Source organism: Chromobacterium sinusclupearum, from assembly GCF_002902845.1.
Taxonomy (GTDB): Bacteria; Pseudomonadota; Gammaproteobacteria; order Burkholderiales; family Chromobacteriaceae; genus Chromobacterium; species Chromobacterium sinusclupearum.
Genome location: NZ_PPTF01000060.1, coordinates 176,062 through 197,992 on the forward strand (window position 1 = coordinate 176,062; position 21,931 = coordinate 197,992).

A 21,931-nucleotide genomic window follows, 5' to 3' on the forward strand; every position below is an offset into this window, starting at 1 on the left:
GATTTTCCGTTTTTTGCGGGTGATAATCCGCCCCAGCACTTAGGGGAGAGCCGTCAAAATGAAGTGTGTTGATGATTTTCGCCTGCAGCTGGGCAACAAGCAACTGGTGCCGATCATGATCGGCGGCATGGGGGTGGACATTTCCACTGCCCGGTTGGCGTTGGAAGCTGCCAGGCTTGGTGGCGTCGGCCATATATCCGACGCGATGGTGCCGACGGTGACGGATCGCCGTTTCGACACCAAGTTCGTCAAGACCAAGCTGGCGAAGTACAAATTCAATGTGGACAACCCGGATAAGTCGGTTGTCCAGTTTGATCTGGGCGTGCTGGAAGAGGCCACGCGGCTTCACGTCGGCAACGCCATGCAGCAGAAGCAGGGCGATGGCCTGGTCTTCATCAATTGCATGGAAAAGCTGACCATGAACGCGCCCAAGGAAACGCTGCGGGTACGCATGCGCGCCGCCTTGGATGCCGGCATCGACGGCATCACGCTGGCGGCCGGCCTGCACCTGGGTTCGTTCGCGCTGATCGAGGATCATCCGCGTTTTCGCGATGCCAAGCTCGGCATCATCGTGTCCTCGCTGCGCGCCCTGCAGTTGTTCCTGAAAAAGAACGGCCGTTGCGGCCGGATGCCGGATTATGTGGTGGTGGAAGGGCCGTTGGCCGGCGGCCACCTCGGTTTCGGCATGGACTGGGCCGAGTACGATCTGGCAAGCATCTTTACTGAAATCCGCGACTGGTTGAAAGCCGAACAGCTGGATATCCCGCTGATTCCGGCCGGCGGCATTTTCACTGGCAGCGACGCTGCGGGTTTCTTGGAAGCCGGCGCCGGCGCGGTGCAAGTGGCGACCCGTTTCACGGTGACGCGCGAATGCGGCTTGCCGGAGAAGGTGCAGCAGGAGTATTTCAAGGCCGACGAAGACGATATCGAGGTCAATCAGCTGTCCCCCACCGGTTATCCGATGCGGATGATCAAGGGCTGTCCGGCGATTGGCGACAGCATCCGGCCCAATTGCGAGGCTTACGGCTATCTACTGGATGCGAAGGGCAGCTGCTCCTATATCGAGGCTTACCATAAAGCGCATGAGGCCCATCCGGGCGAGCGCCGCGTGCCCGTTTGGGAGAAAACCTGCCTGTGCACCCATATGCGCAATTTCGATTGCTGGACCTGCGGCCACTATGCGTATCGTCTGAAGGACACAACGCATCGTTTGGCGGACGGCAGCTACCAGTTGCTCAGCGCGGAACATGTGTTCCACGATTACCAATACAGCACGGACCATAAGATTGCGCTGCCTAAGCGCGAGGTATGCCTGTTGGCCGGTTGAGCCTTAGTGCATGCAGTCAGAACGGCATTCGCTTCCATGCAAGCGGGTGCCGTTTTTCTTTGGCATGCCGCATGCGGCGCGGCAAGGATTGTTCATGCCAAATCATTTTGTTGATGTTCGCGGTCTACTTATATAGCATTGACGCTTTGAGCGAGTTGCCCGGGAGAAAGCCGCTGGCATCGCCGTGGATGCGGGTTGCGGATGGCGAGGTTTGCATGCCGCCATCAGCTGCACTACCATCGGCTCACTATGCCACGCTGGCTATGAAGAATTCAGGCCCGATGCTATCTTCCGCCATGGGTGATTGGTGTATATTCGAAATGATTTCCATTTTCTTGCGAACTAATAATCAACAATGAGCAAAACCGACAAGCAGAACCAGCCGGAATCCGTTTCCCAAAAGATTCGCTACCGTTTGCAAGAGGCCGGCGCGCGTTTCCATGCTAACGATAATATCGCCGACTACATCGAGGACGGCGAGCTCGATGCGCTGCAAGACGAAGTCCAGGCTAAATTGAAAACAGTGCTGGAGAGCCTGGTCATTGACATCGAGCATGATCACAACACGCATGAGACGGCCAAGCGCGTGGCCAAGATGTTTGTGCGCGAAGTGTTCCGCGGTCGTTATGTGCCGATGCCGCCCAGCACCGAGTTCCCCAATGTGGAACGTTTGAACGAATTGATGATCGTTGGGCCGGTGACCGTGCGCAGCGCCTGCTCCCATCATCTGTGCCCCATCATCGGCCGGGTGTGGGTGGGGGTGATGCCCAACGAGAATTCCAATCTGATCGGTTTGTCGAAATACGCCAGGCTGATCGAGTGGGTGATGTCCCGCCCGCAAATACAGGAAGAGGCGGTGTCGCAAATCGCCGACCTGCTGATGCGCAAGCTGCAGCCTAATGGCCTGGCCATCGTGATGGAGGCCGACCACTTCTGCATGCACTGGCGCGGCGTGAAGGACAGCAATAGCAAAATGACCAACAGCGTGATGCGAGGATCGTTCCTGACGGATGCCACGCTGCGTCGGGAATTCCTGTCGCTGATGCATAAATGATCGAGGAGCATGGCCATGCTGGTTCGCCTGATTTACTGCAGCCGGGCGCAACAACCGATAGAACAGGCGCTGGTGGACGATATTCTGCTGGCGGCGCGCAAGTATAATCCGCCGTTGGGCATTACCGGCCTCCTGTGTTACAGCAAGGATGTGTTCGTGCAGGTGCTGGAGGGCAGCAGGGTCCATGTCAGCCGTCTGTATCTGAAGCTGGCGCGAGATGCTCGCCATCATTCGCTGACCTTGTTGTCGTTCTCGGAAATCGAGCAGCGCAAATTCGCCAACTGGAGCATGGCCGAGGTGGCGCTGGATCAGTTGAACGCCTCCATCCTGCTGCGCCACTCGTCCTTGCCCGTGCTGGACCCGTTCATCATGCCGGGCGCCAGCGTCGAACGCCTGCTGGAGGATCTGGCCGAATCCGGCACGATTCAGTACCGCTAGCAGTGGTTGGCGGTGTTCTTATATTTTTCCCGATGAAGGAGTTATGTTGCTGAACCGCATTGTTCCCGCTCTGGCGCTGCTGGCGCTCGCCGCATCGGCCCAGGCCGCTGCTACGCAGACCTTGCCGTCTGGCGTCACGGTCGAAATCCTGACCCAGGGCAAGGGTGTCAAACCTAAGCCAACCGATACCGTCAAGGTCAACTACCGCGGCACATTCAAGGATGGACGCGAGTTCGACAGCTCGTACAAGAATGGCGGCCCGATCAGCTTTCCCTTGAATCGCGTGATTCCGTGCTGGACGCAGGGCGTCAGCGCGCTGAGCGTGGGCAGCAAGGCCAAGCTGTTCTGCCCCGCCGCCACCGCCTATGGCAGCCGCGGCGCGCCCGGCGCGATTCCGCCGAACACCGATCTGTACTTCGAGGTGGAGTTGCTGGATATCCAGAAATAATCGCGGAGCGATCCAGGCAATGAAACAGGCCCGCTGCTGCGGGCCTGTTTCATTGTCGCGGGAGGGAGTCAGGCCGGGAACAGCGCGCCCAACGGCGCGACGATGCGCTCCAGGTAGTCGGCATCGATCTGATCGAAACTGGCCAACTGGTCGGAGTCGATATCCAGCACCGCCACCACTTTGCCGGAGGCGTCGCGAACGGGCACCACCACTTCGGAGCGCGCGCTGGATGAGCAGGCGATATGGCCGGGGAAGGCGTCCACGTCCTCCACCAGCAGCGTGCGGTTCTGCGCCCAGGCGCTGCCGCAAACGCCGCGGCCATGGGGGATTCTGGTGCAGGCGATCGGTCCCTGGAAGGGGCCGAGAACCAATTGCTCGCCCTTGACCAGATAGAAGCCGGTCCATAGCCAGCCAAAAGTCATGGCCAGGGCGGAGGAGAGGTTGGCCAGCGCGGCGATGACGTCGGTTTCGCCATCAATCAGGGCGTGCGCCTGCGGCAGCAGCGTCCGGTACTTGTCTTCCTTGCTGCCGCCTTCGATGATCAGATTTTCTGCCATGGGTATTGCGTATTCGGGTTGGGGGAGGCGATAGCATACACGGGTTGGTCAAAAAGAAAACGCCGCCCGGGGCAGGGCGGCGTGTCAGTGTGCGGAGCCTTGGCGGGCTTACATCATGTGTTGGCCGCCGTTCATCGCGATATTGCTGCCGGTGATGAAGCCGGCGTGTTCGGAGCTGAGGAAGCCGACCAGCGCGGCGATCTCTTCCGGCTTGCCGAGGCGGCCGACCGGAATTTGCGCGATGATCTTGTTGCGCACGTCTTCCGGCACCGCCATGACCATTTCGGTGGCGATGTAGCCCGGGGAGATGGTGTTGACCGTCACGCCCTTCTTGGCGACTTCCTGCGCCAGGGCCATGGTGAAGCCGTGCATGCCGGCCTTGGCCGCGGAGTAGTTGGTCTGGCCAAACTGGCCTTTCTGGCCATTGATGGACGAGATATTGATGATGCGGCCGAAACCGGCTTCCAGCATGCCGTCCAGCACTGGCTTAGTCATGTTGAACACCGAATCCAGATTGGTGCGGATGACGGCGTCCCAGTCGTCCTTGGTCTGCTTCTTGAAGCTGGCGTCGCGGGTGATGCCGGCATTGTTGACCAGAATGGAAACCGGGCCGAGATCCTTGACGATGCGCGCCACCATGGACTGGCAGGCGGCGAAGTCGGCAACGTCGCACTGGTAGCAGTGGATGTCGGTGAAGCCCAGGCCTTTCATGTCGGCCAGCCAGGCTTGTTCACGGCCTGATTTGCTATAGGTGGTGACAACGGTGTGGCCGGTTTCGGCCAGAGTTTTGCAAATGGCGGTTCCGATACCGCCCATGCCGCCGGTGACTAGCGCGATTTTTTTCGTCATGATGCTGGCTCCTCTTTTGGTGTTGAGTTTATGCTTTCGTAATACTGAACCCCTTTTCTTACAGAATATTTAGCGCGATATAAAAAGTAAATAAGAAGTGTGTGCTTGCTTATTTACAAATGCGCTTTCGACAGCTCCTGCGTCAAACGCTGCAACAAGCCCAGTCTATGCGCCGCAATCTCGCCTTTTTCCGCTGCGTTTATGATCGCACAATTAGGTTCGACCCGGTGCGTGCAGTTATGGAAACGGCACTGTCCAATATACCTGCGCAGCTCTGGGAAATAATGAGTTAGATCAACCGCTTTAAGGTGCTTTAAACCAAATTCTTGCAATCCGGGCGAGTCAATCAGGTGGCTGCTTTCGTCCAGGTGGTAAAGCGTGGCGTGGGTGGTGGTATGACGGCCGGAATCCAGCGCGGTGGAGATGTCGCCAATGCGGGCGTTGGCCTCAGGCAGCAGGGCATTGGTCAGGGTGGACTTACCCATTCCGGATTGCCCCACCAAGACGCTGGTATGCCCTTGCAGCAAGGGTTTCAGCGGGGTGAAGTCCTGTTTGGCCGACAGTGTAACCAGCTTGTATCCAAGTTTCACATACAGTTGCAATTTTTCCAGCAGCGCGACGGTTTCCGGCAGGTCGCACTTGTTGACGACAATGACGGGTTCGATGTCTCCGGCCTCGGCCGCGATCAGGCAGCGGCCCAGCAGCTCCTCATTCGGCGAGGGCACGGCGGCGATGACGAACAGGATGCGCGTGACGTTGGCCGCGATGACCTTGGTCTTCCAGTCGTCCTGGCGGTATAGCAGGCTGCGCCGCTCATGGGCGCGCTCGATCACCGCCTGCTCCTGATTCTGTACCAGGATGTCCACGATATCGCCGCAAGCGTAGTCGACGCGCTTGCCGCGGGTGGTGCAGTCATAGGTTTGGCCGTTGGCTTCAACGATGAAGCGGCGGCCGTGGCTGCGGATGATTTGACCTACGCTGGCTGTCATGGGCGCTTGATCAAGGCTTCGGTCTTGGCCGCGCAGATGAAGTCGTTCAGGGTCAGGCCGCCGGCATCGTGGGTGCTGAAGTTGACGACTACACGGTTGTAATGCACCGACAGATCCGGATGATGGTCTTCCTGGTGGGCGATCCAGGCCAGCGCGTTCACAAAGGCCATCGTTTCATGGTAGTTGGCGAAACGGTAAGTTTTGTTCAGCTCGATGCCGGCGATCTGCCATTCCGGCAGCGAGGACAGCAGTTGCTTGACCGTGTTGTCAGCCAGCGGGCTTTGGCCGTGTTGCGGGGTGCAGGACAATTCCAGCAGATTCATGCGTGGTTTCCTTTCAGATGTTGGATGCGCAGCGCGGCGGGCGGGTGCGAATCATAGAACATGGAGTGGATAGGGTCCGGCGTCAGCGTGGACGCGTTGTCGCGGTACAGCTTGACCAGGGCGCCGATCAGATCGTCGGCGCGGGTCTGTTCCGAGGCGAAATCGTCCGCCTCGTACTCATGCCGGCGCGACATGCGGCTGGACAGCGGCGTCAGCGGGAAGGTGAACGCCGGTGTCGCGGTGAAGAACAGGATCAGCGCCATCGCGGTGCTCGGCACGGTGACGCCGAGCCCGGCGTAGAACCACGGCGCGTGCAGCAGCTGGCCCAGCGCCCACAGCAGCGCCAGCGACAGGCCAAAGGCCATGGCGATGCGCTTGACGATGTGGCGGCGTTTGAAGTGGCCCAGCTCGTGCGCCAGCACGGCCTCGATCTCGGCGTGGCTGAGCTGCGACAGCAAGGTATCGAAGAACACGATGCGCTTGGCGGAGCCAAAGCCGGTGAAATACGCGTTGCCGTGGCTGGAGCGGCGCGAGCCGTCCATGACGAACACGCCCTGGCTCTTGAAGCCGGCTCTTTGCAGCAGCGACTCGATGCGCGTCTTCAGCGCATCGTCCTGCAGCGGCTGGAACTTGTTGAACAGCGGGGCGATCACCGTGGGGAAGATGGCCACCAGCAGCAACTGGAAAGCCGACCACACCAACCACACCCACAGCCACCATAGCGGCCCGGAAATATCCATCAGCCACAACACCAGGGTCACCAGCGGCAGGCCGATGACGGCGCCGATCAGCAGTCCCTTGACCTGATCCATCAGGTAGAGACCGATTGTCGTCTTGTTGAAACCGAAGCGGGCCTCAATGCCGAATGTGCCATACAGGCTCAGCGGCAGCGAAACCAGGCCGCTGATTACCGTAACGGCGGCGATCAGCGCCAGGCCGGACAGCAGCGGCTGGGCAAACCATTGCAGCGAGTGAACGGCCAGCCATTGCAGGCCGCCGCCGAAAGTCAAGGCGGCGATCAGCGCGGTGTCCAGCCAAGCCGACAGCAGGCCGAGCCGGGTCTTGGCGATGGTGTAATCGGCGGCATGGCTGTGCTGTTCCAGGGTGATGCTGTCGCGGAAGGCCGCGGGCACCTGGTTGCGGTGGCGGGCGATATGGCGGATGTGCCGTCCGCCCAGCCACAGTTTCAGACTCAACGTCAACGCCAGCGCGCAGGCGAACAGTAGGGAAAATGCGTCGGTCATGGGTATCGATATGGGTGTCGGGTTTGCCGCCGCGGCGGCAATGAAGGAAAATGGCAGGGTTTTCTCAAGATTGGCTAGTATGGCACAAGATACCAATAACCTCATCTGGCTCGACATGGAAATGACGGGCCTGAATCCGGATACCGATCGCATCATCGAAGTCGCGATGATCGTCACCGACAGCCAGCTGAATGTGGTGGCCGAGTCGCCCGTGCTGGTGATCCACCAGCCGGACGCCGTGCTGGACGCGATGGACGACTGGAACAAGAACACGCACGGCAAGAGCGGTCTGATCGAGAAGGTGAAAAACTCCGCGGTCAGCGAGGCCGAGGCGGAGCAGGCGCTGCTCGAGTTCATGATGCAATATGTGCCCGAACGGACCACGCCGATGTGCGGCAACACCATTCATCAAGACCGCCGCTTCATGGCGCGCTGGATGCCCAGGCTGGAGGCTTACTTCCATTACCGCAATCTGGACGTGTCCACCCTGAAAGAGCTGTGCAAGCGCTGGAAGCCGGAAGTGGCCAAGGGCGTGGTCAAGCGCGGCAAGCATGAAGCGTTGGCGGACATCCTCGAGTCTATCGAGGAGATGCGCTACTACCGCGAACATTTCCTCAAGCTATAAGCGCGAGGCAAGCCATTCGAGCGGGGCCGGTCCTTGGGCCAGCCCTCTTTTTTTCATTCTGAATATCCCATCGGCAGAAAACATGGCCGCACACCGCCACATCGACATCAACAGCACGCCAACCTGGGCCAAGCTGCATCAGCACCAGCGGGCGACGCGCCAGATGCACATGCGCGAACTGTTTCAATTGGATCCAAACCGCTTCCAGCGCTTCTCGTTGGAATTGGACGGCTTGTTGCTCGATTACTCCAAGAACCGGATCACCGAGCGCACGCTGGAGTTGCTGTTCGATCTGGCTAGGGCGGCGGATCTGAAAGGCTGGATGGAGCGGATGCGCGATGGCGCGCGCATCAATATCAGCGAAGACCGCGCCGTGCTGCATACCGCGCTGCGCCTGCCGGAAGATGCCAGCTTGGTGGTGGATGGCCAGGATGTGGTGGCGGATGTGCATCAGGTGCTGCGGCGGATGCGCGATTTCAGCGACAAGGTGCGCGACGGCGCGTGGCTGGGTTTTGACGGCCAAAGGATTCGGGATGTGGTGAATCTTGGCATCGGCGGCTCGGATCTGGGGCCGCTGGTGGTCAAGGAAAGCTTGGCCGCCTATGCGCATCCGGAGTTGAACGTCCATTTCGTGTCGAATGTCGATGGCCAGCATCTGGCGCGGACGCTGGAGGCGCTGCATCCGGCCACCACGCTGTTCATCGTGGCCTCCAAATCGTTCACCACGCCGGAAACGCTGCTGAACGCCCAGGCTGCGCGCGGCTGGTTCCTGCAGGCGGGGACGGATGCCGATATCGCCCGCCATTTTGTGGCCGTGTCCACCAATGAGCCGGCGGTGCGGGCTTTCGGCATCGATCCGCAGCATATGTTTGGCTTCTGGGATTGGGTGGGGGGGCGCTACTCGGTATGGTCCGCCATCGGCTTGCCGGTGATGCTGTCGGTAGGCTACGACCATTTCCGGGCCTTTCTCGACGGCGGCCACGCCATGGACCGACACTTCTTCGAGTCGCCGTTCGAGGCCAATATGCCGGTGCTGCTGGCGCTCATCGGCATCTGGTACAACACCTTCTATCGGGCGCATACTCATGCCATCATGCCCTACGATCATGGCCTGCGGCGCTTGCCGGCCCACATCCAGCAGCTGGATATGGAGTCCAACGGCAAGCGGGTCGGGCGCTGCGGCGAGGTGCTGGATTTCGACACCGGGCCGGTGATCTGGGGCGAGGAGGGCGCCAACAGCCAGCATGCCTTTTTCCAACTGCTGCATCAGGGCACGCGCTTGGTGCCATGCGACTTCATTCTGCCGCTGAACAGTCATTATCCGCTGGGCAATCAGCACGACGTCCTGGTGGCCAACTGCCTAGCGCAGACCGAGGCCTTGATGCGCGGCAAGAGCGAGGCCGAGGTGATGCAGGAGCTGGGGCATTTATCGGGCGAGGCATTGGACATGCTGCTGCCGCAGAAACTGTTTCCGGGCAACCAGCCCTCCAACACGCTGGCGCTGGACAAAGTCACGCCCTATGCCCTGGGCATGCTGATGGCTTTGTATGAGCACAAGGTGTTTGTGCAGGGGGTGATCTGGGGCATCAACTCGTTTGATCAGTGGGGGGTGGAGTACGGCAAGCAGCTGGCCAGGCGCATCCTGCCGGAACTATCCGGCGACACCGGCGCGCTGTCGCACGACAGCTCCACCAACGGCCTGATCAGGCATTACAGAGAACGACATGGCAAATAGCAGACAACTGGCCGCCGATCTCGGCGCGATGCTGCTCGGACGCGGCGAAAGCATCGCCACGGCCGAGTCCTGCACGGGTGGATTGATCGCCGCCGCCATCACCGACATTCCGGGCAGCTCTGCCTGGTTCAGCCATGGCGTGGTCAGCTACGGCAATCAGGCCAAGCAGCAGTTGTTGGGCGTGCAGGCGTCGTCGTTGATGGACCACGGCGCGGTCAGCGAACTGGTGGTGCGGGAAATGGCGGTCGGCGTGCAGGCACTGGCCGATGCCGACTGGGCCGTGGCGGTTTCCGGCATCGCCGGGCCGGATGGAGGCTCGCCGGAAAAGCCGGTGGGCCTGGTCTGGCTGGCCATCGCCCATCCCGGCGGGCAGACGGAGGCTTGGAGTTGCCACTTTTGCGGCGACCGCGAAGCCGTTCGGCAGCAAACTGTGGAAGAAGCGTTGGCGCGGCTGTTGCAGCGCATCCATGGCCACGTGCGCGCGGCTTAGCTGTCTTCGTCAGTGTCGGGTTTGGCGGGCGCTTGCCGCGCCCGGGGATGCGCCTGGTCGTAGACCTTGGCCAGATGCTGGAAGTCGAGCGCTGTGTAGATTTGCGTACTGGACAGGTTGGCGTGGCCCAGCAGCTCCTGCACTGCCCGCAGATCGCCTGAGGACTGCAGCAGGTGGGAGGCGAAGGAGTGGCGCAGCATGTGCGGGTGGACATGCTGGCTGGCGCCGGTCTTGATGGCCCAGTCGCGCAGCCGTTTTTCTATCTGGCGGCCGCCCAGGCGGCGGCCGTGGCGGCCGGTGAACAGCGCGGGCTCGTCTGCGGCTGCCTGGCGTTGCGCCAGCCATGTTTGCAGCCGGCGCATCGCTTCCGCGCCTATCGGCGCCAGTCTTTCCTTGCCGCCCTTGCCGCGAATCCGCAATAGCTGATCAGAGAAGTCCACGTCTTGCAGATTCAATCCCACTGTTTCCGACAAGCGTAGCCCGCAGCTGTAGACCAGCTCGAAGATGGCGCGGTCCCGCGCATCCAGTTCGTCATCGCCTTCTATCCTGTCCAGCAGCGCCGCCGCGCCATCGACCGGCAACGCCTTGGGCAGCAGTTTGTCGCGTTTCGGCGCGCGCAAGGCGCTGGCCGGGTTGTCTTCGCGTTGCCCGCTGTGCTGCAGCCATTGATAGAACTGGCGCCAAGCGGACAGCCGTCGCGCCAGGCTGCGGCTGCCCAGGCCGCGCGCATGTTGTTGCGCCAATGCTTTGCGCAAGTCGATGGCTTGGGCTTCGGCCAGGGTTTTGGGCTGCAACTGGCCAGTCAGCGTTTCCAGATCGGCGCGATAGCCCGCCAGCGTGTGCGGGCTGCGGCCGGCGACGGTCAGGTGGTCGATGAAGCGGGCGATGTCGTCGCGCATGTCAGCGCCGCAGCCGCGCCATCTGCATCAGGCGGTCAAACAATTGCAGATCCTGTTCGTTCTTCAGCAGCGCGCCGGCAAGCGGCGGCGGCGCGTTGCGTTCCTGCCGCGCGGCGAGTTCGGTCTCGCTGATGGCTTCGCCGGTCAGCAATTTCAGCCAGTCCAGCAGCTCCGAGGTGGTGGGTTTCTTTTTCAGGCCCGGCAGTTCGCGGATGGAGAAGAACACTTCCAGCGCCTGCTGCACCAGCTGCTGGCGGATGTTGGGGAAGTGGGCGTCGACGATGGATTGCATCGTTTCGGCGTCCGGGAAGCGGATGTAGTGGAAGAAGCAGCGGCGCAGGAAGGCGTCCGGCAGCTCCTTCTCATTGTTGGAGGTGATGATGATGATGGGGCGTTGTTTGGCGCGTACGAATTGCTGCGTCTCGTGAACGAAGAATTCCATCTGATCGAGTTCGCGCAGCAGGTCGTTGGGAAATTCGATGTCCGCCTTGTCGATTTCGTCGATCAGCAGCACCGGCGCTTGATCGGCTTCGAAGGCCTGCCACAGCTTGCCCTTGACGATGTAGTTGGCGATGTCGTGGACTTTCGGGTCGCCCAGTTGCGAATCGCGCAGCCGCGATACGGCATCGTATTCGTACAGGCCGTGCTGCGCCTTGGTGGTGGACTTGATCGGCCAGACGATCAGCTCCCGGCCCAGGCTGGCGGCGACTTCCTCGGCCAGCATGGTTTTGCCGGTGCCGGGCTCGCCCTTGATCAGCAGCGGGCGTTGCAGGGCGATGGAGGCATTGACGGCCATCATCAGGTCGTCGGTGGCGATATAGCGTTCGGTGCCGGTAAAACGGGTATTCATTGAGTCAACTATGGCAATGGGTGAGAGAAAGGGGCGGCGGCTGAAAGGCAGGCGCCCCGGGCATGCGGATCAGCGGGCGAACTCGCGCTCCAGGTCGTCCAGCGTGATGCTCCAGCTTTTCATCATGTGGCTGAGCAGGGCCATTTCGCTGTCGCTGATGGTGCCGTCGGATTTGGCGATGTCCATCGCCAGCACGCAGGTCAGGATGCGCTTGCGCCGGTCGCTAACCTCGGCCAGCAGGTTGTCCACCCGCTCGCGATCCAGCAGGCGGATGGAGCCGTCTTCGCCGGCTTCGTCGGAAAGGTCGTCGCAGTAGTCGCGCAGCACTTGGGCAAACTGTTTGCGCGGCAGATTGATCAGGTGGTAGACGTGCAGCTTTTCCAGCAACTCGAGTTCGCGCGGGTCCATGTTGCCGTCGGTGATCATGAACATGGCCAGGAGCCTGGCCATCGCCTCTGGGCTGTTGGGCGAGTAATTTCTCATGGCGCTATTCCTTATTTGCTATTGGCTAAGCTTTCCGGTAAAGGCTTCCGGCATTGGGGCGACTTTGCGTGTCTGATAGTCGAAAAAGACGACACCTGTTTTCAATCTTGCCACTTCTTTGCAGCTGTTGTCATCGACTGCCTGATAAATCAGATCGAAACCATGACGGTTGATGTCGTCGGCACCGAGGCGAAAGCGCAAGGCATCGCCATGAAAGGCCTCGGCGCGGTAGCAGATGGCGGTGTCCGCCACGATCAGCCCCAGTCCTTCCACTTTCAGCTCATGCGGGTAGCCGAGCGATTTCAGCCAGCGCAGCCGCGCCTCGTGGGCTAGCCGCAGCACCGCATCGTTGCCCAGGTGGCCGGCGTAGTTGATGTCGCTGATCCGGAGGTCCAGCGTGGTCTCGAAAAACATGCGCGCTGGAAGTTCAAGTTTGATGCGTGCCATGGCTTGGTATACTGAAAAGGTGAGAGGCGGATATGGCCTTTATGTCTACAAGACCTAATCTGTGTCAAACATCATGATGCGGGTCTTGATAGACTGGGAGTGTAAGCCAAATTCATATAGGAGCTGCATGTCATGTATCAGAAAATCTTTGTGCCGGTGGATGATAGCGACACCTCCATGATGGCGCTGATTGAAGCTTGCAAGCTCGCCAAGGCCTTCGCTTCGACGGTTCGGCTTGTTCATGTTGTCGATCTGGCGCAGTTTGGCTGGGGCGGTACCGAGTTCCTGGATGCGACGGAGCTGCAGAAGTCGATCAAGCAGGCTGGGGAGCAGGTGCTGCAGCAGGCGGTGGATAGGGCGAAATCGCTGGGCGTGGAGTCGGAGTGCCAGATTCTGGAGAGTTGGGGCGACAAGATCGCCTTGGTGTTGGCCGATGACGCCAGCGCCTGGGGCGCCGATCTGATCGTGATGGGCACGCACGGATTGGGCGGGCTGATGCATTTGCTGATGGGGAGCGTGGCCGAGGGCGTGCTCAAGGTGGCGGATGTGCCGGTATTGCTGGTCCGTTATGCAGGGGAGTAGGCGGCCTTAAGCGGCAAAAAAGCCGACGCGGGTAGGCCGCGTCGGCTTTGTTTTTCTTATATTTATGGCAATCAGTTGGCGGCCGCTTCGGCGCCGCCTTCTTGCGCTTCGATCTTGGTGCGAACCGCTTTGCGCAGGCTCTTGTACAGATCGGGGTGGGTTTCCTTCAGGTATTCCACAATCTCGAAATCTTCGCGGCGTACCTTGGACAGGTCGATTTGCTCGACGTGAACCAGGCGGAGCAGCTCGCGTACCGGTTTCGGCATGTTGCGGCCGCTTTCGTAGCGGGAGCCGCCGGACTGGGTAACGCCGATGCGGCTCCAGAACTCTTGCTGATTCAGGCCGAGCTTGCGGCGGATTTCCCGCGGGTTCGGGATCTTTTCAAACAGTTTCATGAGTGTTCCTCTCGTATCTGAAACAAATGGTTCTAGTATTTTTTAGGACTTCGCCCTGCTTACTAAAAATAGCAAAAAAAATCCAACAGGAATATTTATGATGCAGGGAAATTAGTGAAGTTCCATGAATTTGAAAATTCAGTTTTGCTAATGTTAGCGCAATCTTATTGTCAAGGACAATGGGATTTTGCGAGGCCGGCGAAAAAAGACGCCTGACTGTCGCAAATCTGCAATCATCTCGACGGGTAATTCTGGGGGAGGGGTGGCGAGCCTGAACCCCGGCACTTGCACTAAGTAACTGTGGCTGCTTCCTTCCGGACCTGACCAGGTTCGCTACCGTGCAATGCGGGGAGGCCCGCCATAGAGAAAACGGATTGTATTCAATATTCGACTATTTGACAAGCATTTTTATGCGGCCGCTCTTGGCGCAGATGCGAATGATTCGCCGCTATTGCCGACCGCCGGGCTTGAGTGCAGACTCAACGGCAACGCCATATCCAGAATTCGCCGAGTCCGACTATGAATCCAACCGTTGTCCCGCTGCTGGCCGAGCTGATCCGTTTCGACACCACCAGCCGCCACTCCAATCTGCAATTGATAGAGTGGGTGCAGGCTTATCTTGCCGGCTTCGGCCTGGCTTGCAGGCTCACCTACGATGATGATGGCGGCAAGGCCAATCTGTTCGCGCGCATCGGCAAGCCGGGATTGCCCTTGATCATGCTGTCCGGGCATAGCGATGTGGTGCCGGTGGATGGGCAGCAGTGGCGCTATCCGCCGTTCGAACTGACCGACGGAGGCGATGGCCGGCTCTATGGGCGCGGCAGCGCGGACATGAAGGGTTTTATCGCCTGCGTGCTGGCGCAGGTGCCTTTGTTTGTGCAATTGGCGAATGAAGACCGGCTGAGGCAAGGCATAGGCATTGCCTTGTCCTACGACGAGGAAGTGGGTTGCCTCGGCGTGGGGAGGCTGATCGATGGGCTGGTTGCCGATGGCGAGTCGATTGCCGGCTGCCTCGTCGGCGAGCCGACTTCGATGCGCCCGGTCATCGCGCACAAGGGCATTGCCCACTATCGCTGCAAAGTGAAGGGGCGCGCCGCGCACTCCTCGTTGACGCCGCACGGCGTCAACGCCATCGAATACGCCGCCCGGCTGATCACCCATATCCGCAAGCTGGCCGACGCCGAAGCCGCATTCGGCCATCATCAGCCGCTGTACGATGTGCCGTTCACCACCATGCAGACAGGGTTGGTTCATGGCGGCGTGGCGTGCAATATCGTGCCGGCCGATTGCGAATTCATGTTCGAGTGCCGCTGGCTGCCCGGCGACGAGCCGCAACGCTTGGTCGCCTCGGTAGCGGATTATGCCGAGACGCTGCTGGTGGAGATGCGTCAGGTCGCGCCGGAGGCGGACATCGTGATCGAGCCTGTGGTGTATAGCCCGGCATTCGAGTCCGACCCGGCTTCGGAAATACGCCATTACGTGGCCAGCCTGTGCGGCTGCGAGGGCGGCGCAGGGGTGGCTTACACCACCGAGGCGGGGTTGTTCAGCCAGGCGGGCATGCCATGCGTGGTGCTGGGTCCGGGCTCGATAGAACAGGCGCATCGTCCGGACGAGTATATAGAGAAGACCCAGTTGTCGGCCTGCTTCGACTGGCTGGGAGCGTTGACTAGCAAGCTGATCAAATAGACTCAAAAAAAGTTTTGCCTGGAGCTGCGTTAGGCCTCAAAATCCCGGCCTTGTAGTATCGAAGGTCAATGAGAGCCCGCCCGGACGACCTCCGCGCGGGCTTCTTTCTTAGGTGGTAGAGAGAAAAACAATGAGTCAGGACAAAACAAAATCGGGTGGAGCGGCCAAGGCGCGCGACGGATTCACTTCCAGCTTCGGCGTGCTTGCGGCCACCTTGGGATCAGCGGTCGGTCTGGGCAATATCTGGAAATTCCCATATCTGACTGGCACCAATGGCGGAGCGGGTTTCTTGGTGGTGTATGTGCTGGCCACGCTGGTGGTGGGCTTGCCGGTGATGATTTCCGAGATCATGCTGGGCCGCAAGGCCAAGCGCGACGCGGTGACTACGTTGGCGACGCTGGCCCCAAAGGGGCAGCCGTGGTGGTTGATCGGAGCATTCGGCGTGTTTGCCGCCTTCCTGATCATGGCTTTCTATTCCGAAGTGGCGGCCTGGGTGTTCGCCTACATCTTCAAGGCCATTGGCGGCGATATCCTGTCGCGCGATCCCAAGGTGACGTCGGGCGCATTCACCGCCTTGATTTCCGATCCGGTGCAGTCGCTGCTGTGGCAGTGGCTGGTGCTGGCGCTGATCGGCGGCATTCTGCTGCTGGGCGTTTCCAAAGGCATTGAGGCGGTGACCAAGAAGCTGATGCCGCTGCTGTTCGTGCTGCTGGTGGTGATAGGCGTGCGCAGCTTGATGCTGCCAGGCGCGAGCCAAGGCTTGGCCTTCCTGTTTACGCCTGATTTTTCCAAGATCAGCGCCGGCGTGGTGCTGACGGCGGTGGGCTTGGCCTTCTTCAAGCTGTCCATCGGCATGGGCACCATGATCACCTACGGCAGCTATTTCCGCGACGATCAGAACATTCCGGCCACCACCTTCCGCGTGATGTGCGCCGACTTGTTCGTGTCGCTGCTGGCCGGCATCGCCATCTTCCCGGCGGTATTCGCTTTTGGCTTCCAGCCGGCGGCGGGGCCGTCGCTGCTGTTCATCACTATTCCGGCGGTGTTCGCCAGCATGCCGCTGGGCCATGTCTTCATGGTGGTGTTTTTTGTGCTGACGGCGATCGCCGCCACCGGCGCGATGCTGTCCATTCTGGAGGTGCCGGTATCGGTGCTGAGCGAGCGTTTCGGCATCAGCCGCGTCAAGGCGACCGTGATCAATCTGTTGCTGTTGGCCGTGGTGGGGGCGGGCTGCGCCTTGTCCAATAGCCTGGCGGCGGATTTCAAGCTGCATGGCATGACCATGTTCGATCTGTTCGACTTTGTCACATCGAATGTGTTGATGCCCTTGGGCGGGATCTTCCTCTGCCTGTTCACTGGTTGGGTGTGGGGCTATGATCGCTTCCGCGACGCGTTGAGCAATGGCGGCAAGCTGAATAACGAAGGCTTGCTCCGGGTGCTGTTCATCGTGTTGCGCTTCGTATCGCCGGCCTTGATTCTGGTGGTGATGTTGAAGGGCTTGAAAGTGTTCTAAAAAACAAGGGCCGGACGATGCAGTCCGGCCCTTTTTCTTGGTGGATTCAAGTCGGGGAGCCGTCTTCGTCGCCGCTGATGACGGGCGGCGGCGCGAAGCCGTTGATGTCGCGGGCGCTTTTCTCCAGCAGCAGCACGATGGAGGTGTTCAGCGCGCCGAAGGCCCAGCTGATCAGCATGAATACGGAATAGGCCGTCAGCTTGTCAGCGAATAGCGCGTGCCCGTGCAGGGTGAGCTCGGCGGGGTCGAATACGGAGTAGAAGACGACGGTTGCGAGCACGGCGATGATGAATGAGGGCCAGAACAACAGAATGCCTTTTCTCATGTTTGTCTCCATGTGGCGTAAAATCGGCAGGATGACGACGGATAGGGCTTTTTGCTTGTTGATCTTGCCATCATAGGCGATTTGGACGCCGAGTGGCGCAATATCCTGCCGTGCCGGACAGGCGTCGGGCCTGTCGGCGCCGGCCCTGGCCGTGTTAGACTGTTGTTCGACAGCGAACAACGTGCCTTCGAAAGGCAACAACGCAATCCGTTTTTCATGGTCGACTGAAGCGTGTCGGCCCATCTGCAAATTCATGGAGTCTGATATGACCTCTTCGATCTTCGCCGGCGTGGAGCTGGCGCCCCGCGACCCCATTCTCGGTCTGAATGAAGCCTTCAACGCCGACACCCGCAGCACCAAGGTGAATCTTGGCGTGGGCGTCTATTCCAACGATGACGGCAAGATTCCGCTGCTGGCGGCGGTGCAGGCGGCGGAGAAGGCCAGGCTGGAGGCACTGCCCGCGCGCGGCTATCAGCCTATCGAAGGCTCGGCCGCTTATGACGTGGCGGTGCAGAAGCTGCTGTTCGGCGCCGATAGCGAGCTGTTGTCGGCTGGCCGGGTGGTGACGGCTCAGGCACTGGGTGGCACCGGGGCCTTGAAGATAGGCGCGGACTTCCTGAAGCGGCTGAACCCTGCGGCCAAGGTTTACATCAGCGACCCGTCATGGGAGAACCATCGCGCCTTGTTCGAGTCGGCCGGCTTTGAAGTGGAAAACTATCCGTACTACGAGGCGGCGACGCGCGGCGTCGATTTCGCCGCGATGAAGGCCCACTTGTCGTCGTTGGCCGCCGGCTCCGTCATCGTGCTGCATGCCTGCTGCCATAATCCGACCGGCGCCGATCTGTCCGCCGCGCAATGGGAAGAAGTGGTGTCCGTTTGCCGCGAGCGCGGCCTGGTGCCGTTTCTGGATATGGCTTATCAAGGTTTCGCCGACGGCATCGACGCCGATGCGCTGGCCGTTCGCCTGTTCGCTGTTTCCGGCCTGCAATTCTTCATCGCCAGCTCCTTCTCCAAGAGCTTCTCGCTGTATGGCGAGCGCGTGGGCGCCTTGTCCATCGTGACCTCCGGCAAGGATGAGTCGGCTCGAGTGCTGTCGCAGCTCAAGCGGGTGATCCGCACCAACTACTCCAATCCGCCTATCCATGGCGCAGCCATTGTGGCGGCGGTGCTGTCCAGTCCGGAACTGCGTCGCCAGTGGGAAGAAGAGCTGGCCGGCATGCGAGACCGCATCCGCGCCATGCGCCTGGCCTTGCTGGAAGCGATCAAGGCGCATGGCGTGGCCGCCGATTTCTCGTTCATCACGGCGCAGCGCGGCATGTTCTCGTACACCGGCCTGACCGCTGCGCAAGTCGAGCGTCTGCGCGAAGAGTTCGGCATCTATGCTGTTTCCACCGGCCGGATCTGCCTGGCCGCGCTGAACAGCAAGAATGTCGATTACGTGGCTGCAGCCATTGCGAAGGTGCTGGCTGACTGACTCCCGAGCGCGCTTGACCGAACTGCCCCGGCGCATGCCGGGGTTTTTCTTTTTTGGGATGAGTGCGACGCATTAAAGCTAATGCTTTAAATTAATGCTAAATAAGTAAGCAATCTTTAACTGTTAAATATCAAATAATCGCAGTTTTGCGCTTGGATAGGCATCGGCACTCGGGGATACTTGCGGTGCCCTGCCGATGTAGTGAAGACATTACATGCCTGCGCGGTTATGGAGCCCGTGATGGCTCATGCGCCGACAGGTGGCTGCAGTTTCGCATGTTCATGTTGTGCCGTGCCGAGGCGGAATGAAATATGTGGTGCAATGCAAGCGTGAAGACCGTGGTGACCACCCGAACTTGCCGGTGGTGGTTCTCGGTGAAGCTTGTTTACGTGTCTTGCCTGCCAGTTTCTTCCCAAGCGCTTCTTTCTCCTTCCTTGACTTTCCCATGCTATCGCTTCAGCGGCCTTGCCGGCCGACTGCTGTGCATGGGGAGCCTTTTGCCATGCCATCCGCCGGAAGTCCTGGCCGCCGGATGGTGGAAGTCCGCTCTTTGGTACCCAGGCTCGGAGTCACAGCGGTAAAGGTTAGCTCGACGCAATAGGGAGTTACACAATGAAGACTTTTGACAATCTGCCCCTCTCCATCCATGACATCACCGCTGCCAAGGGAAGGCTGCGCGGCCGCGTTTACAAAACTGGCCAGCCGCGCTCCAACTACCTGAGCGAGCAGTGCAAAGGCGAGATTTTCCTCAAGTTCGAGAATATGCAGCGCACCGGATCGTTCAAGATACGCGGAGCATTCAACAAGCTCAGCTCGTTGACGGAAGAGGAAAGGCGACGAGGGGTGGTGGCGTGTTCGGCCGGCAACCATGCGCAAGGCGTATCGCTGTCTTGCGCCATGCTCGGCATAGACGGCAAGGTGGTGATGCCTTGCGGCGCGCCCAAGTCCAAGGTGGCGGCGACGAGTGATTACTCGGCCAAAGTCGTTCTTCATGGCAACAACTTTAACGATACCATCGCCAAGGTCAGCGAGATCGTCGAAATGGAAGGGCGTATTTTCATCCCGCCTTACGACGACATCAAGGTGATTGCGGGGCAGGGCACGATAGGCCTGGAAATTCTGGAAGACCTGTACGACGTGGATAACGTGATTGTGCCGATTGGTGGTGGCGGGCTGATCTCCGGCGTGGCAGTGGCGATCAAGTCCATCAACCCTACGATCAACATCATAGGCGTGCAGGCGGAGAACGTGCACGGCATGGCGTCATCGTATTACTGCGGCAAGATCACCGATCACCGCAACCAAGGCACGCTGGCCGATGGTTGCGATGTGGCCAGGCCGGGCAAACTGACGTTTGAGATCGTCAAGGATCTCGTCACCGACATCGTGCTGGTCAATGAAGAAGAGATTCGCGCCAGCATGATTGCGCTGATCCAGCGCAACAAGATCATCACGGAAGGGGCTGGCGCGCTGGCTACGGCTGCCTTATTGAGCGGGAAGCTGAAAAATTACATTGAAGGCAGGAAAACCGTGAGCATCATCTCCGGCGGCAATATCGACCTTTCCCGCGTTTCGCAGATACTCGAGCCGGAAACCCTCTACTAAATTCTCAAGGGCGTGTCATCATGAATCCGCAAAACACAATCGCCATCAGCCCTGCCGAGCTCAGTCTCGCCTGGCGCAAAACCGACACCACATGGACGCTGGGCCTGTTTGGCACGGCCATCGGCGCCGGCGTGCTGTTCTTTCCGATCCGCGCCGGTTTCGGCGGCCTCGTTCCTATCCTCATCATGCTGGTGCTGGCTTACCCCATCGCATTTTTCTGCCACCGCGCGCTGGCCAGGCTGTGCCTGTCGGGCAGTAATCCTTCCGGCAACATCACCAGCACGGTGGAAGAGCATTTCGGCAAGACGGGGGGCGTGGTCATCACCTTTTTGTACTTCTTCGCCATCTGTCCGCTGTTATGGATCTATGGGGTCACCATCACCAATACCTTCATGACCTTCTGGGAGAACCAGTTGCAACTGCCTGCGCTCAATCGTGGCCTGGTTGCGCTGGGCCTGCTGTTGCTGATGGCCTTCGTCATCTACTTCGGCAAGGACCTGATGGTGAAGGTCATGAGCTACTTGGTGTGGCCGTTCATAGCCAGCCTGGTGCTGATCTCGCTGTCGCTGATTCCGTATTGGAACAGCGCGGCCATCGAGCAGGTGGATCTGGGCTCTTTGTCCTTGCTGGGGGGCGACGGCATCCTGGTGACAGTCTGGCTGGGCGTCTCCATCATGGTGTTCTCGTTCAATTTTTCGCCTATCGTGTCTTCTTTCGTGGTGTCCAAGCGCGAGGAATGCGAGGCGGAGTTGGGGCGCGAGCAAACCGAGCGCAAGTGCGCGCAAATCATTTCGCGCGCCAGCATGCTGATGGTGGCGGTCGTGATGTTCTTTGCCTTCAGCTGCCTGTTCACGCTGTCGCCGCAGAACATGGCGGAAGCCAAGGCGCAGAACATTCCGGTGCTGTCTTATCTGGCCAATCACTTCTCAGGCATGGCGGGAGAGCGTTCCGTGTTCGCCGCCATTCTGGAGTATGCGGCGTCGCTGATTGCGCTGGTGGCCATCTTCAAGTCGTTCTTCGGCCATTATCTGGGCACCTTGGAAGGCTTGAACGGCCTGATCGTCAAGTTTGCCTATCACGGCGATGAGGCGAGCGTGCCGGAAAGACGGCTCAATATGATCAGCATGGTGTTCATCATGGGCTCCACCTGGCTGGTGGCTTACGTCAACCCCAACATCCTGGATCTCATCGAGGCCATGGGCGCGCCCATCATCGCCTCGCTGCTGTGCCTGCTGCCGATGTACGCCACCCGCAAAGTGCCGGCGTTGGCGGCATACAGGGGGCGTGTGGACAATGTTTTCGTCACGGCCATTGGTTTGCTGACCATTCTCAACATTGCCTACAAATTGTTCTGAGCCGAATTGCCACCGCGCAGGTGGGCGAGTGGAATGAAGGCCTCGGCATGCCGGGGCTTTCTCAATTGAGTGGCATGCGAAAAGCAAACGGAATGAATTTTTATGTGAATTTTTATTTCATTCGTCATTTTGTTGGGATTGGTGTGACATGGACAGCCACGTTGTGAGTGTCCAAAAGTACAGTTCTAATCCCTTGAGTATGGGTTTTCCCTAGGTGGGCATTGTCTCGGCAGGCAAT

The 21,931-nt window shown here is 59.7% G+C and carries 24 protein-coding genes and 1 other RNA gene; 13 read left to right on the top strand and 12 right to left on the bottom strand.

Features of this window, described 5'->3' with window-relative positions:
* Positions 1–58 precede the first annotated feature (58 nt).
* The 4 genes from C2134_RS12810 to C2134_RS12830 all read left to right on the top strand — a co-directional run bounded on the left by C2134_RS12810 (position 59) and on the right by C2134_RS12830 (position 3,267).
* The gene (locus tag C2134_RS12810; RefSeq protein ID WP_103320572.1) at positions 59–1,327 is read left to right on the top strand and encodes a nitronate monooxygenase; all 1,269 of its coding nucleotides are present in this window, start codon (positions 59–61) and stop codon (positions 1,325–1,327) included.
* A gap of 355 nt (positions 1,328–1,682) precedes the next feature.
* Positions 1,683–2,381, top strand: coding sequence for a GTP cyclohydrolase I (folE, locus tag C2134_RS12820; RefSeq protein ID WP_103320574.1), 699 nt, complete (start codon positions 1,683–1,685; stop codon positions 2,379–2,381).
* 15 nt (positions 2,382–2,396) lie between these two features.
* A complete protein-coding gene (locus C2134_RS12825) occupies positions 2,397–2,819 on the top strand; it encodes a BLUF domain-containing protein (RefSeq protein ID WP_043625464.1) in 423 nt (140 codons plus the stop codon).
* 43 nt (positions 2,820–2,862) lie between these two features.
* On the top strand, positions 2,863–3,267 hold the full coding sequence (locus tag C2134_RS12830; RefSeq protein ID WP_043625432.1) for an FKBP-type peptidyl-prolyl cis-trans isomerase: 405 nt from the start codon (positions 2,863–2,865) through the stop codon (positions 3,265–3,267).
* Positions 3,268–3,335: 68 nt separating this feature from the next.
* Here C2134_RS12830 and C2134_RS12835 read toward each other — a convergent pair whose 3' ends face one another.
* The 5 genes from C2134_RS12835 to C2134_RS12855 form a co-directional block, all read right to left on the bottom strand.
* Positions 3,336–3,824 carry a free L-methionine (R)-S-oxide reductase MsrC gene (locus tag C2134_RS12835; RefSeq protein ID WP_103320575.1) on the bottom strand — a complete coding sequence of 163 codons (489 nt, stop codon included), beginning with the start codon at positions 3,822–3,824 and terminating at the stop codon, positions 3,336–3,338.
* Positions 3,825–3,932: 108 nt separating this feature from the next.
* Complete coding sequence (locus C2134_RS12840; protein WP_043625426.1) at positions 3,933–4,673, bottom strand: beta-ketoacyl-ACP reductase; 741 nt, start codon at positions 4,671–4,673, stop codon at positions 3,933–3,935.
* Positions 4,674–4,786: 113 nt separating this feature from the next.
* Positions 4,787–5,662, bottom strand: coding sequence for a ribosome small subunit-dependent GTPase A (gene rsgA, locus C2134_RS12845; RefSeq protein WP_103320576.1), 876 nt, complete (start codon positions 5,660–5,662; stop codon positions 4,787–4,789).
* Positions 5,659–5,985, bottom strand: coding sequence for a 4a-hydroxytetrahydrobiopterin dehydratase (locus tag C2134_RS12850; RefSeq protein WP_103320577.1), 327 nt, complete (start codon positions 5,983–5,985; stop codon positions 5,659–5,661). Before C2134_RS12850 ends, rsgA begins: the two co-directional genes overlap by 4 nt.
* Complete coding sequence (locus C2134_RS12855; protein WP_103320578.1) at positions 5,982–7,229, bottom strand: M48 family metallopeptidase; 1,248 nt, start codon at positions 7,227–7,229, stop codon at positions 5,982–5,984. Before C2134_RS12855 ends, C2134_RS12850 begins: the two co-directional genes overlap by 4 nt.
* 79 nt (positions 7,230–7,308) lie before the next feature.
* Between C2134_RS12855 and orn the strand changes: the two genes are divergently transcribed.
* The 3 genes from orn to C2134_RS12870 all read left to right on the top strand — a co-directional run bounded on the left by orn (position 7,309) and on the right by C2134_RS12870 (position 10,079).
* Positions 7,309–7,854, top strand: coding sequence for an oligoribonuclease (gene orn, locus C2134_RS12860; RefSeq protein ID WP_103320579.1), 546 nt, complete (start codon positions 7,309–7,311; stop codon positions 7,852–7,854).
* An 82-nt stretch (positions 7,855–7,936) separates the two neighbouring features.
* Complete coding sequence (pgi, locus tag C2134_RS12865) at positions 7,937–9,589, top strand: glucose-6-phosphate isomerase (protein WP_103320580.1); 1,653 nt, start codon at positions 7,937–7,939, stop codon at positions 9,587–9,589.
* A complete protein-coding gene (locus C2134_RS12870; RefSeq protein ID WP_103320581.1) occupies positions 9,579–10,079 on the top strand; it encodes a CinA family protein in 501 nt (166 codons plus the stop codon). The genes pgi and C2134_RS12870 overlap by 11 nt, the downstream gene beginning before the upstream one ends.
* Here C2134_RS12870 and xerC read toward each other — a convergent pair.
* The 4 genes from xerC to C2134_RS12890 form a co-directional block, all read right to left on the bottom strand.
* Positions 10,076–10,978 (bottom strand): tyrosine recombinase XerC, encoded by a 903-nt coding sequence (gene xerC / locus C2134_RS12875; protein WP_103320582.1) that lies wholly within the window; start codon positions 10,976–10,978, stop codon positions 10,076–10,078. The two genes, C2134_RS12870 and xerC, sit on opposite strands and share 4 nt — an antisense overlap.
* A gap of 1 nt (position 10,979) precedes the next feature.
* Positions 10,980–11,828 carry an AAA family ATPase gene (locus tag C2134_RS12880; protein ID WP_043625406.1) on the bottom strand — a complete coding sequence of 283 codons (849 nt, stop codon included), beginning with the start codon at positions 11,826–11,828 and terminating at the stop codon, positions 10,980–10,982.
* A 69-nt stretch (positions 11,829–11,897) separates the two neighbouring features.
* Positions 11,898–12,311, bottom strand: a complete 414-nt coding sequence (locus C2134_RS12885) for a TerB family tellurite resistance protein (RefSeq protein ID WP_043625403.1) — start codon at positions 12,309–12,311, stop codon at positions 11,898–11,900.
* A gap of 18 nt (positions 12,312–12,329) precedes the next feature.
* Complete coding sequence (locus C2134_RS12890) at positions 12,330–12,758, bottom strand: thioesterase family protein (RefSeq protein WP_103320583.1); 429 nt, start codon at positions 12,756–12,758, stop codon at positions 12,330–12,332.
* 132 nt (positions 12,759–12,890) lie between these two features.
* Here C2134_RS12890 and C2134_RS12895 point away from each other — a divergent pair, with 132 nt between their 5' ends.
* The gene (locus C2134_RS12895; protein ID WP_103320584.1) at positions 12,891–13,340 is read left to right on the top strand and encodes a universal stress protein; all 450 of its coding nucleotides are present in this window, start codon (positions 12,891–12,893) and stop codon (positions 13,338–13,340) included.
* A gap of 71 nt (positions 13,341–13,411) precedes the next feature.
* On the opposite strand, the gene C2134_RS12900 is transcribed toward C2134_RS12895, so the two are convergent.
* Both C2134_RS12900 and ffs read right to left on the bottom strand, forming a co-directional pair.
* The gene (locus C2134_RS12900; RefSeq protein ID WP_043625385.1) at positions 13,412–13,735 is read right to left on the bottom strand and encodes a helix-turn-helix domain-containing protein; all 324 of its coding nucleotides are present in this window, start codon (positions 13,733–13,735) and stop codon (positions 13,412–13,414) included.
* Between the two features lie 261 nt (positions 13,736–13,996).
* Positions 13,997–14,095: signal recognition particle sRNA small type (gene ffs / locus C2134_RS12905), an RNA gene on the bottom strand.
* Between the two features lie 159 nt (positions 14,096–14,254).
* Between ffs and argE the strand changes: the two genes are divergently transcribed.
* A complete protein-coding gene (gene argE, locus C2134_RS12910) occupies positions 14,255–15,421 on the top strand; it encodes an acetylornithine deacetylase (RefSeq protein WP_103320585.1) in 1,167 nt (388 codons plus the stop codon).
* A gap of 130 nt (positions 15,422–15,551) precedes the next feature.
* Positions 15,552–16,934 carry a sodium-dependent transporter gene (locus C2134_RS12915; RefSeq protein WP_103320586.1) on the top strand — a complete coding sequence of 461 codons (1,383 nt, stop codon included), beginning with the start codon at positions 15,552–15,554 and terminating at the stop codon, positions 16,932–16,934.
* A 46-nt stretch (positions 16,935–16,980) separates the two neighbouring features.
* On the opposite strand, the gene C2134_RS21890 is transcribed toward C2134_RS12915, so the two are convergent.
* Positions 16,981–17,514 carry a hypothetical protein gene (locus tag C2134_RS21890; protein ID WP_233163819.1) on the bottom strand — a complete coding sequence of 178 codons (534 nt, stop codon included), beginning with the start codon at positions 17,512–17,514 and terminating at the stop codon, positions 16,981–16,983.
* Between the two features lie 10 nt (positions 17,515–17,524).
* Here C2134_RS21890 and C2134_RS12925 point away from each other — a divergent pair, with 10 nt between their 5' ends.
* From C2134_RS12925 to tdcC, 3 genes are all read left to right on the top strand, one after another.
* Positions 17,525–18,733: an amino acid aminotransferase gene (locus C2134_RS12925; RefSeq protein ID WP_103320587.1), complete on the top strand. Its 1,209-nt coding sequence runs from the start codon at positions 17,525–17,527 to the stop codon at positions 18,731–18,733.
* A 612-nt stretch (positions 18,734–19,345) separates the two neighbouring features.
* The gene (gene tdcB / locus C2134_RS12930) at positions 19,346–20,338 is read left to right on the top strand and encodes a bifunctional threonine ammonia-lyase/L-serine ammonia-lyase TdcB (RefSeq protein ID WP_103320588.1); all 993 of its coding nucleotides are present in this window, start codon (positions 19,346–19,348) and stop codon (positions 20,336–20,338) included.
* A gap of 20 nt (positions 20,339–20,358) precedes the next feature.
* Positions 20,359–21,693, top strand: a complete 1,335-nt coding sequence (gene tdcC / locus C2134_RS12935; RefSeq protein ID WP_103320589.1) for a threonine/serine transporter TdcC — start codon at positions 20,359–20,361, stop codon at positions 21,691–21,693.
* Positions 21,694–21,931 lie beyond the last annotated feature (238 nt).

Excerpts from the sequence above, each read along its gene's own strand:
- tdcC (WP_103320589.1), top strand. The coding sequence starts at position 20,359 with ATGAATCCGCAAAACACAATCGCCATCAGCCCTGCCGAGCTCAGTCTC.
- xerC (WP_103320582.1), bottom strand. The coding sequence starts at position 10,978 with ATGCGCGACGACATCGCCCGCTTCATCGACCACCTGACCGTCGCCGGC.
- C2134_RS12915 (WP_103320586.1), top strand. The coding sequence starts at position 15,552 with ATGAGTCAGGACAAAACAAAATCGGGTGGAGCGGCCAAGGCGCGCGAC.
- folE (WP_103320574.1), top strand. The coding sequence starts at position 1,683 with ATGAGCAAAACCGACAAGCAGAACCAGCCGGAATCCGTTTCCCAAAAG.
- C2134_RS12840 (WP_043625426.1), bottom strand. The coding sequence starts at position 4,673 with ATGACGAAAAAAATCGCGCTAGTCACCGGCGGCATGGGCGGTATCGGA.
- C2134_RS12850 (WP_103320577.1), bottom strand. The coding sequence starts at position 5,985 with ATGAATCTGCTGGAATTGTCCTGCACCCCGCAACACGGCCAAAGCCCG.
- orn (WP_103320579.1), top strand. The coding sequence starts at position 7,309 with ATGGCACAAGATACCAATAACCTCATCTGGCTCGACATGGAAATGACG.
- C2134_RS12880 (WP_043625406.1), bottom strand. The coding sequence starts at position 11,828 with ATGAATACCCGTTTTACCGGCACCGAACGCTATATCGCCACCGACGAC.
- rsgA (WP_103320576.1), bottom strand. The coding sequence starts at position 5,662 with ATGACAGCCAGCGTAGGTCAAATCATCCGCAGCCACGGCCGCCGCTTC.
- C2134_RS12830 (WP_043625432.1), top strand. The coding sequence starts at position 2,863 with ATGTTGCTGAACCGCATTGTTCCCGCTCTGGCGCTGCTGGCGCTCGCC.
- C2134_RS12870 (WP_103320581.1), top strand. The coding sequence starts at position 9,579 with ATGGCAAATAGCAGACAACTGGCCGCCGATCTCGGCGCGATGCTGCTC.
- argE (WP_103320585.1), top strand. The coding sequence starts at position 14,255 with ATGAATCCAACCGTTGTCCCGCTGCTGGCCGAGCTGATCCGTTTCGAC.
- C2134_RS12895 (WP_103320584.1), top strand. The coding sequence starts at position 12,891 with ATGTATCAGAAAATCTTTGTGCCGGTGGATGATAGCGACACCTCCATG.
- pgi (WP_103320580.1), top strand. The coding sequence starts at position 7,937 with ATGGCCGCACACCGCCACATCGACATCAACAGCACGCCAACCTGGGCC.
- C2134_RS12890 (WP_103320583.1), bottom strand. The coding sequence starts at position 12,758 with ATGGCACGCATCAAACTTGAACTTCCAGCGCGCATGTTTTTCGAGACC.
- C2134_RS12835 (WP_103320575.1), bottom strand. The coding sequence starts at position 3,824 with ATGGCAGAAAATCTGATCATCGAAGGCGGCAGCAAGGAAGACAAGTAC.
- C2134_RS12885 (WP_043625403.1), bottom strand. The coding sequence starts at position 12,311 with ATGAGAAATTACTCGCCCAACAGCCCAGAGGCGATGGCCAGGCTCCTG.
- C2134_RS12855 (WP_103320578.1), bottom strand. The coding sequence starts at position 7,229 with ATGACCGACGCATTTTCCCTACTGTTCGCCTGCGCGCTGGCGTTGACG.
- C2134_RS12825 (WP_043625464.1), top strand. The coding sequence starts at position 2,397 with ATGCTGGTTCGCCTGATTTACTGCAGCCGGGCGCAACAACCGATAGAA.
- tdcB (WP_103320588.1), top strand. The coding sequence starts at position 19,346 with ATGAAGACTTTTGACAATCTGCCCCTCTCCATCCATGACATCACCGCT.
- C2134_RS12900 (WP_043625385.1), bottom strand. The coding sequence starts at position 13,735 with ATGAAACTGTTTGAAAAGATCCCGAACCCGCGGGAAATCCGCCGCAAG.
- C2134_RS21890 (WP_233163819.1), bottom strand. The coding sequence starts at position 17,514 with ATGAATTTGCAGATGGGCCGACACGCTTCAGTCGACCATGAAAAACGG.
- C2134_RS12810 (WP_103320572.1), top strand. The coding sequence starts at position 59 with ATGAAGTGTGTTGATGATTTTCGCCTGCAGCTGGGCAACAAGCAACTG.
- C2134_RS12925 (WP_103320587.1), top strand. The coding sequence starts at position 17,525 with ATGACCTCTTCGATCTTCGCCGGCGTGGAGCTGGCGCCCCGCGACCCC.